Annotated in this window: 8 protein-coding genes; 4 read left to right on the top strand and 4 right to left on the bottom strand. The window is 32.2% G+C overall.

What is annotated here, in order from left to right; genetic code table 11:
- Window positions 1-182 precede the first annotated feature (182 nt).
- Together OLM54_RS20925 and OLM54_RS20920 are read right to left on the bottom strand one after the other, a co-directional pair.
- A complete protein-coding gene (locus OLM54_RS20925) occupies window positions 183-1151 on the bottom strand; it encodes a GSCFA domain-containing protein (protein ID WP_264536463.1) in 969 nt (322 codons plus the stop codon).
- A 60-nt stretch (window positions 1152-1211) separates the two neighbouring features.
- Window positions 1212-2003: a hypothetical protein gene (locus OLM54_RS20920; protein ID WP_264536462.1), complete on the bottom strand. Its 792-nt coding sequence runs from the start codon at window positions 2001-2003 to the stop codon at window positions 1212-1214.
- A gap of 157 nt (window positions 2004-2160) precedes the next feature.
- On the opposite strand from OLM54_RS20920, the gene OLM54_RS20915 reads away from it, so the two are divergent.
- Entirely contained in the window at window positions 2161-3306 is a 1146-nt protein-coding gene (locus tag OLM54_RS20915; RefSeq protein WP_264536461.1) for a matrixin family metalloprotease, read from the top strand.
- 272 nt (window positions 3307-3578) lie between these two features.
- Window positions 3579-5324 (top strand): ABC transporter ATP-binding protein, encoded by a 1746-nt coding sequence (locus OLM54_RS20910; RefSeq protein WP_264536460.1) that lies wholly within the window; start codon window positions 3579-3581, stop codon window positions 5322-5324.
- 181 nt (window positions 5325-5505) lie between these two features.
- Here the strand turns inward: OLM54_RS20910 and OLM54_RS21670 are convergent, their stop codons facing one another.
- A complete protein-coding gene (locus tag OLM54_RS21670; protein WP_319802294.1) occupies window positions 5506-5727 on the bottom strand; it encodes a GxxExxY protein in 222 nt (73 codons plus the stop codon).
- 188 nt (window positions 5728-5915) lie between these two features.
- Window positions 5916-8552, bottom strand: coding sequence for an alanine--tRNA ligase (gene alaS / locus OLM54_RS20900; protein ID WP_264536459.1), 2637 nt, complete (start codon window positions 8550-8552; stop codon window positions 5916-5918).
- 211 nt (window positions 8553-8763) lie between these two features.
- Between alaS and OLM54_RS20895 the strand changes: the two genes are divergently transcribed.
- Both OLM54_RS20895 and OLM54_RS20890 read left to right on the top strand, forming a co-directional pair.
- A complete protein-coding gene (locus OLM54_RS20895; protein ID WP_264536458.1) occupies window positions 8764-9741 on the top strand; it encodes a M23 family metallopeptidase in 978 nt (325 codons plus the stop codon).
- Between the two features lie 47 nt (window positions 9742-9788).
- Window positions 9789-10121, top strand: coding sequence for a MerR family transcriptional regulator (locus tag OLM54_RS20890; RefSeq protein WP_264536457.1), 333 nt, complete (start codon window positions 9789-9791; stop codon window positions 10119-10121).
- Window positions 10122-10161 lie beyond the last annotated feature (40 nt).

Here is a 10161-nt window from a genome sequence, read left to right as displayed (position 1 = left end):
TTTAAAGTTACCACAAAGACGAAAAGACGCAAATTTTTATTCTTTTAAATCTGGTTTGTTGGGGTTGTTATATTGCCTAGCCGTTGGTTTTAACCAACGGAAATAAGAATAAATATAAGATGGCTTTAGCCAAATAATTAAATTCGGCTAAAGTCAAAAGAAATATTTTATAGAAGTGTTTTTTAAAATCTAATATGCGGTAATTTTTCGCCCAGAAGATTTATTTTTTGCTGAAGTTTGGCTAAAAATTTCTGATGTTCTTCTGATTCAGGATTGAAGCTTCTGTGACGAAGGCTTCTTTGAATTTCTTCGATTTCTTTCATAATCAAAGTAGCATTTTCGGCAATATAATTTTCACTGAATTTATGCCATATAAAATCAATTGCAACCTGATTGGGATGCAGCATATCTTCAGCATAAAAACGATAATCACGAAGTTCATCCATCATGATTTCATACGAAGGAAAGTATTCTAATTTTATATTGTTGGTTTTAGTGCCGAAGCTTCGGGATAGATTGAAATGTAAAGCCGCAAATAAATGCGATTTGCTTAATTGATTTTCGACAAAACCATCTTTTATATGACGGACTGGCGAAATCGTGAAAATGAAGTCTATTTCCGGATTAATTGTCTGGATTAAATGGATTGTATTTTGAATGCTTTTTTCGATTACATCAACAGGCAATAATTCTTTTGAGAATTGTTTTTGAGGCACTTTATGACAATTTGCTACGATTTGATCGCTTTCAATATTTCTATAAATCCACGACGTTCCGTAGGTAATAATGATATGTGTTGCTTCTTTTAATTTTTTACTGGTTTCTGAAATCGCTTTATTTAAAGTCTCCAGTAATTCTTGTCGGTCTGAATTGCTTAAATCGGAATGTACTTCAAAACAATGCCATCGCTCATTATGAAAGAAAACATCTTTCTCGGTAAACCATTTTTCCTGAACGGTTCTTTCGATTATTTTTTCAATCGAAACCGGATTAAAAATAATTCCAAATGGATTTGTTTTATTTTGAAACTTAAAATAGTCAAATTTATCGGCCATGTTTTCTGCAAAACAAGAACCAAAAGAAATTACTTTCGAATTATAATCGATTGGATTATTGGTTTTAGAAAGCGGTATTTGGGTTCTGAATTGCATGGTTTTTTATTTAAACACGAATTTCGCCAATTTTCACCAATAAAAAAATAAACTTTTCGATTAATAGATATATTCGATTATTTCAGTTATGTCTCCTTTATAATTATAAGTTGTTTTTTTGGCTGGATAACCATTTTTATTGTATTCATAATTGATAGTCTCAAAATAAGGTTCACTAACAATCCCTGATCCAATGGTAAATGCGCTATATTTTTTAATATTATTTTTTGAAAAAAGATTTAATTCAGAACCAAAATTTGCCTGATCTAACAATAAATCAAGTCCTAAAACATTCTTAAAAGCATTGTTGTTTGCGTCATAATCATAACGAGAAGTACTGCTTCTCTCTCCATATGTCGAATTAAAAACTGATTTAATCAAATTTCCGTTATTAAAAGTCAGCACTTTACTTTCAGATTCTTTTGATTCTTTTGCAGTTTCTTTATCTAAAATATATGTTTCTATAGTAACTGTGCCATCAATATTGTAGACATAAACGTATCTTGTTTTTTGCCCGTGTACTACTGTTGTAACAGTTTTTAAACTATCATTTATATAAGTGTATGCTTTTTCAGATTTTCCTTGATCATATTCTAAATTATATTCGATTTCTTTTATTATTTGCGTGCCATTATAGACATATTCCCTTTTTCTGTATTTATTAGAGATACTTGCAATTTTGTTTGCATCATAAACAATCTCAGTGTCAAAATTAGCAGAAGTATTATAAGGATATATGATTTTTAATGTTTTTGGTAAAACTATATTTTTATTGTCAACATAATCTTCTCCGGAGCAAGAACTCAAAACTAAAAGCAACAGTGGTAAATAATAGAATAATTTCTTTTTCATAATATCCAGTTTAAGTTTATACAAAAGAAATCTTTTCATAAAAAGTGCTATCTCCACGATCAGGTTTAATTGTGGTGTTTTAAGACATATTAAAGATTCGTTCTTTTTTTGCAATCTTTTTACATATAAATTACCAGCTAATTTTAACCTCTGTAAAATGAAGAAACTAAAATTTATAATGGCTGGTTTGGCATTTATTTTTTTATGTTGTGAGAAGGATAATCAAACTACACCAAACCCATTCTCTAATACCAACGAAAGAGATATTTGCACATTTGACCTAATAAATTCAAAAAACAATATTATTTCAAAACCAGAAGCCGTAATTACAGATTTGTATAGATGGAAAACTGGTCAGGTAATTAAAATCAAATTTTTAGATGGCGATATTCCTGAGCAAGAACTGGTGAAAAAATATGTAAATGAATGGGCTATGTATGTCAATCTTAAATTTGAATATGTACCTATAACTGAATATGCTCATATTAGAATTGCTTTTTATTTGGGAGATAATGGAGCCTGGTCAGTATTAGGAATGTCAAATGTGAGTTCCATTTACGATCAAAGCAAGCCAACTATGCGATTAGGATCTCTTAAAGTAGCTAAAGAAGAATGGGCCGCACAAACTATATTACATGAATTTGGACATGCTTTGGGCTTACAGCATGAAACGAAAAATCCTGCTGCAACTATTAAATGGGATTTACCACAGGTTTATAAGTTTTATAGTGATATGGGATGGACAAAAGAAGAAGTAGATGAACAAATAATCAATAAAGTAAGCAGTACTAATTATAGCGAATATGATCCTCTTTCTATTATGCATTATTATATACCGCCATCTCTTACAACTGATGGAATTGGTGTACGCGAACAATACGAATTATCAATTATTGATAAAAAATCAATAAATCAATGGTATCCATTTCCTATTGTTTCAATTTTAGATTCAGGGCAAAGTATACACGATCTTCCCTGGAACAAACGTATAAAATCTCCTAATGGCAAATATGCGCTGGAATTTGATCTTGGTCTTCTGCAGGTAATTGATTTAACGGATAACAAAGTGATTTGGGAAGCCGGAAATTCGAATTATCGTCGTAAACCAAGCTGCTATTTCGAGTCAACAACCGGAAATATTATCATTAAAGGCGCAAGAGTTAGTGGTATTCCTACAATCATAACGTGGACAAGTAATACAGCTGGATTTCCCGGAGCAAAACTTCATTTACAAGATGATGGAAATCTTGAATTAATACATAATGGTATTGTAAGATGGTCTTCTAAAACAGGAAAATTATAGGTTAACGACAATTATATTCGTGAAAATCCGACAGTCCCGAAGCCTCGGGATAAGCTATCGGATTTGTCAATTTATAGCGATTCTATGTTTCTGTTCTTAACATTAAAAATTCCGTTTGATTACGAATAAAATTTTGATTTTGTCTTTTTTGAATTAAGGGCTTTCTGCTACAAAATAAATTTATAAATATTTAGGTTTTTAATAACTTAAATCAACTTTATAAAGCAAAACTATTCACTACTTTTGCATCTTCCATAAACTCAAATTCATCTATGAAATTATTATATTCTTATATAATCAAACATAAAATGCTACTATTTTTTGCTTTGATTATGGCTGCCATAAATATTTGTTTCAGCTTGTCAGATTCTATTATTACCGGTAAATTAATGCAGGATTGCGGTGTTGGACTGCATAAATACAAAGGAAACGAAATTGGATTCATTAAATCTTTATCATTCTGGCTGGGACTTTCGCTTGGTGCTGCAATGATTTCGAGAATTACAAAAAACTTTCAGGATTATTTTACCAATGTTGTTATTCAGCGTACCGGAGCTCAAATGTATACGGACGGTATTAAAAAATCGCTCGATTTACCTTATGCCGAATTCGAAGATCAGCGAAGCGGCGAAACGTTAAGCAAATTGACAAAAGTTCGTTCTGATTCAGAAAAATTAATTACGCTTTCTATTTCTTTGATTTTTCAAACTGTAATCGGATTTATTTTTGTAATTCTTTATGTTGCCCGAATTGATTATCGTATTTCGCTTATCTTTTTAGTTACAGCGCCAATTATTGCTTTAGTAAGTTCATATTTAGGTAAGAAAATAAAAATTGTTTCTAAAAAAATTGTCAATCAAACGAATGCTTTGGCAGGTTCAACAACAGAAAGTTTACGAAATATTGAACTTGTAAAAAGCCTTGGTTTAACATATCAGGAAGAAAAACGTTTGAATTTAAATACGTTTAAAATTCTTCAGCTGGAATTAGAGAAAATCCGTTTTATCAGAAGTTTAAGTTTTATTCAGGGAACAACCGTTCACTTTTTAAGAACCTGCGTTGTTTTTACTTTGTACTATTTCTTATTCGGAGGAAAAATTATTGTAGGCGATTTGCTGACAATGGTATTTTTTACTTTTTTTATTTTTGGACCTTTACAGGAATTGGGAAATTTTATTATTGCACTGAATGAAACTAAAGTTTCAATGGAAAACTTTAAAATTTTATTAAGCGCTCCTAAAGAATTCCGTCCAAAAAATCCTAAACATGTTGGAGCTATTCAGTCTTTACTTTTCTCTAATGTAAGCTTTAAGCATAAAACGGCTAAATTTAAAGCTGTAGAAAATATTAATTTCGAAATCAAACAAGGACAAACCGTGGCTTTTGTTGGTCCGTCCGGTTCAGGAAAAACAACGCTAGTAAAATTATTAGTTGGATTGTATACGCCCGAAGAAGGTGAAGTGCTTTACAACGAAATTGATTCTACCGAAATTGATTTATTAGATTTAAGAAAACAATTAGGTTTTGTTACGCAGGATGCACAATTATTCTCCGGAACGATTCGTGAAAATTTATTGTTTGTAAAGCCAAATGCAACTGACGAAGAGGTATATGATGCATTAAAAAGAGCAAGTTGTGATAAATTATTAAGACGTGCCGAAGATGGTTTAAACACTACAATTGGTGAAGGCGGAATCAAGGTTTCCGGTGGAGAAAAACAACGTTTATCAATCGCCCGCGCCATTTTAAGAAATCCGAATTTATTGATTTTTGATGAAGCAACTTCTGCTTTAGATTCTATTACCGAAGAAGAAATCAATGCAACAATCAGAAACATATCAGACAAAAACAGAATTACCGTTTTAATCGCACACCGATTATCTACCGTAATGCACGCTGACAGAATTTTTGTTTTAGAACAAGGAAAAATCATCGAGCAAGGAAAACACGAAGATTTAATCGTTGAAAAAGGTTTGTATTACGCGATGTGGCGTCAGCAAATTGGGGAACGAAAATAGTTTTTGCCTGTGCGATGAAAGAATCTCGCAAAGACGCAGAGTCGCAAAGTTTTTTAAGCTTTGCGACTTTGCTTTTTTTATAAGTTTTTAAGTCTAAATTAGAGATTAGATACTACTCTTTTAATACCTAATTTAATAATTGGTACATTGAAATTTATTAACAAACCTAATTTCATTTTTGTTATTTAAGATAAGTTAAAACTTGTTTAGCATGTATATCTGTTAGTTGTTGTATTGATTTAATTTCTAGGATTACTTTATTTTCTACTATTAAATCAGCTCTAAAACCAATATCTACATTTATATTATCCCAAATAACCGGCAATGTTTTTTGTCTTTCTACACTTAGTCCTCTTTTTGTTAATTCGTGATGTAATATAGCTTCGTAAACAGATTCTAACAAGCCTGGTCCTAATTTTACGTGTATTTTATAACAAACATCAACCACAATAGCTGAAATCTCGTTTTCTGTTATTTCTTTTTTTAAACAAAATTAAAGAAAAAACTTACATTAAAATTTTATTCACAAAAAAGAGTCGCAAAGCTTAAAAAAACTTTGCGACTCTGCATCTTTGCGAGATTAAAAAACTCTTATTTTAAAAACTCGCTTGCGTGAGCCAAAGCCTCTGTAATTCCGTTTACATTTTTACCTTTTCCGGATGCGAAGAAAGGCTGTCCTCCCCCATTTCCGTCAATGTATTTTCCTAATTCTTTGATAACCGCATTTGCATTAAAGATATTGCCTGCAACTAATTCTTTCGCAATATAACAGTGAATATTTGGCAAACCATCTTCTATAGAAGCTAAAAACACAAACGAATCTGCTTTTGAACTTCCTAAAGCTGAAGCTAAATCTTTTGTCGAAGCCATACTTAAATCTACTTGTTTAGCAAGAAAATTTATTCCGTTTACTTCTTGAAAATCTTTTTCAAGATCTGTTTTTAAAGCGTTTACTTTCTCTTTCAATAATTGCTCAACTTGTTTTTTAAGTTTTGCATTATCATCCTGCAAAGAAGCCACTGATTTTAAAATATCCTGTGGATTTTTTAATGTTTCTTTTATTTCAGATAAGGTATTCTCTTGATTTTGATAGAAGTCTTTTACTGCATCACCTGTAATCGCTTCAATACGACGAATTCCAGCCGCAACCGCACCTTCAGAAATGATCTTGAAATGCCAGATTTCTGCTGTGTTTTTCACGTGAATTCCACCGCAAAGCTCTTTACTTTCACCAAATTCAATCATACGGACATTATCACCATATTTCTCTCCAAATAAAGCCATTGCACCTTTATCCAATGCTTCTTTAATTGGGATATTTCTGTGTTCTACCAATTGCAATTGTGCTTCAATTTGCGCATTTACACTTGCTTCAACCTGACGTAATTCTTCATCTGAAACTTTAGAAAAATGCGAAAAGTCAAAACGCAAATAGTTTGGATTTACTAATGAGCCTTTTTGCTCTACGTGAGTTCCCAGAAGGTTTCTCAAAGCCAAATGCATTAAATGCGTAGCCGAGTGATTTTTAGAAGTAGAACCTCTTAAATCGGTATTTACTTTTGCTACAAAAGCAGCTTCGATATTTTCAGGCAATTGTTTTGCAAAATGCAAAATCAAATTGTTTTCTTTTTTTGTATCGATGATTTCGATCGTTTCGTTTGCAGAAACCAATGTTCCTTTATCACCAACTTGTCCTCCACCTTCCGGATAAAACGGCGTATTGTCTAAAACAATTTGGTATAAAACTCCATCTTTCTTAGAATCTATTTTACGAATTCTGGTAATTTTTACATCATTTTCTACTTGATCGTAACCAACAAATGTTTCTACATTTCCAGGAATTAAAACAGTCCAGTCTTCTGTTGAAACTTCTGATGCCGCGCGTGAACGATTTTTTTGTTCCTGCATCGATGCATCAAATTCTGCTTCATTCAAAGACATTCCTTTTTCTTTCAGGATCAAAGCCGTTAAATCTTTCGGGAAACCAAAAGTATCATACAATTCGAATGCTTTTGCTCCAGAAACTTCTGAACCGCTAGTTTGTGCAATTACATTATCTAATAATTGTAAACCCTGATCTAAAGTTCTCAAGAAAGAGGCTTCTTCTTCACGAATAACATTTGTAACCAATTGTTGCTGTGATTTGATTTCAGGGAAAAATTCTCCCATTTGATTCGCTAAAACTTCTACCAATTTATTAATAAAAGGTTCTTTTGTACCAAGAAATGTAAATCCGTAACGAATCGCACGACGTAAAATTCTACGAATTACATAACCAGCACCTGTGTTTGATGGTAATTGTCCGTCGGCAATTGCAAAAGCAACCGCACGAACATGATCTACAATTACACGAATCGCAATATTAGTTTTATTTTGTTCGTCTGAGATGTTTTTAACTTCATCAGATGTATATTTTAAACCTGTAATTTGTTCTACTTTTTCAATAAGCGGAGTAAAAACATCGGTATCATAATTTGATGTTTTTCCTTGCAAAGCCATACACAAACGCTCAAATCCCATTCCGGTATCTACGTGTTGTGCAGGAAGTTTTTCCAGAGATCCATCAGCTTTACGGTTGAATTCCATGAATACATTATTCCAGATTTCAACAACTTGCGGATGATCATTATTTACCAGACTTTTTCCTGTAACCAACGTTTTTTCAGATTCCGGACGTAAATCAACGTGAATTTCAGAACAAGGTCCGCATGGTCCCTGATCTCCCATTTCCCAGAAATTATCTTTTTTATTTCCAAGAATAATTCGGTCTTCATCAATTAATGTTTTCCAGATATCCCAAGCTTCCTGATCAAAAGGAACATTATCTTCTTTGCTTCCTTCAAAAACAGAAACATAAAGGTTTTCCTTTGGAATTTTATAAACTTCTGTCAAAAGCTGCCAAGCCCAATTGATTGCTTCTTTTTTAAAATAATCGCCAAAAGACCAGTTGCCTAACATTTCGAACATCGTATGATGATACGTATCAAAACCTACATCTTCAAGATCATTATGTTTTCCTGAAACACGAAGACATTTTTGCGTATCGGCTATTCTTTTACTTTTTGGCGTTCCGTTTCCTAAAAAATATTCTTTAAACTGGGCCATTCCCGAGTTATTGAACATAAGAGTTGGATCGTCCTTGAGAACGATTGGAGCAGAAGGAACAATTAAATGTCCGTTACTTTTAAAAAAGTCTAAAAATTGTTTACGTACGTCTTGTGATTTCATATTTTATTAATGTGCCAATTTGATAATGTGACAATTAGATGATTAAAAATAAAATACTTAATTCTTAATACAATAAATTATCTAATTGTCACATTATCTAATTATCTAATTGTTTTTTAATTCTTGAAAAAAAGCTGTGAACAACTGAAACATTTATTAAATTTGTTCGACAAACTATTTTACAAGCTGCAAAAATAGGGTATTTTAAAATATGGCGAAAGTAAAATATTATTACGACTCAGAAAATCTGGCTTATACGAAAATAAAAACCAGAAAGAGAATCAAAATCGGTTACGCATTACTGTTTTTGCTGGCTTCGGCGCTATTTGGATTTTTGGTTTTTGTACTCTTAATTAATACTCCGTATTTTGAGACTCCAAAAGATCGCTTACAAACACGTGAAATCGAAAATTTAAAATTAAAATATGCCATTTTGAATAGAAAAATGGATGAAATTGATGATGTCGCCGACGCGCTGGAAGAAAGAGATAACAATATCTACAGGGTTTATTTTAATAAAGCTGAAATTCCCGATTCTATCCGAAAATCAGGATTTAGAGATATTAACAGATACAAAGATTTAGAAGGTTATAACAATTCGCAATTGGTATTAAATACCACAAAGCGTGTTGATAAACTTTCAAAACAATTAGCCATTCAATCAAAATCATTAGACGAAATTTTGAAACTGGCGAGCGTAAAAGGAAATTTATTATTGGCAATTCCTGCCATTCAGCCAGTACGAAATGAAAATTTAAAACGTGTCGCGTCAGGTTTTGGATACAGGATTGATCCTTTCACGAAAGTGCGAAAAATGCACAACGGAATGGACTTTACTGCTCCTACAGGATCTCCCGTGTATGCAACGGGCGATGGTGTCGTGGCAAGAGCCGATGCTGCTGCTTCGGGATTTGGAAATCATGTGGTCATCAGGCATGGTTTTGGATATGAGAGTTTGTACGCACATTTGAGCAAATACAATTGCAGACCCGGGCAACATGTTAAAAGAGGTGATGTTATTGGTTATGTAGGCAGTACCGGAAGATCTGAAGGTCCGCATTGTCATTATGAAGTTCATAAAGATGGAAAAGTCGTGAATCCTTTAAATTTTTATTACGGAAATATATCGGCTGTTGAATATGTAGCAATTTCACAAATGGCAAACCAGGAAAATCAGTCATTAGATTAATACTATAAAAAGTAGTAATTTTGGAATAAATAAGAAAAATAAGAATCATGCACATTGAGCTTTCTAAAGATAAAAGATATTACAGCATTGGCGAAGTAGCCAAAGCTTTTAATGTCAATGCATCTTTGATACGTTTTTGGGATAGCGAATTTGATATTCTCAAACCTAAAAAGAATGCTAAAGGCAACAGAATGTTTACGCCGGAAGATATTACAAATCTTCAATTGATTTATCATTTGGTTAAAGAACGCGGTTTTACACTTGAAGGTGCCAAAACACATTTAAAAGAAGGACAAAAGAAAACATTAGATAAATTCGAAATAATACGTAAATTAGAGACCATAAAAACACAATTAACAGAAATTAAAAACGAATTGTAACAATAATATCAAAAACTAGAAATAAACTTAAATCAGAACA

The sequence above is a fragment of the Flavobacterium sp. N1736 genome (assembly GCF_025947065.1).
In the GTDB taxonomy this organism is placed as follows: Bacteria; Bacteroidota; Bacteroidia; order Flavobacteriales; family Flavobacteriaceae; genus Flavobacterium.
The sequence above is the reverse complement of the archived record's forward strand: the minus strand, read 5'-3'. Positions and strand labels throughout refer to the sequence as shown.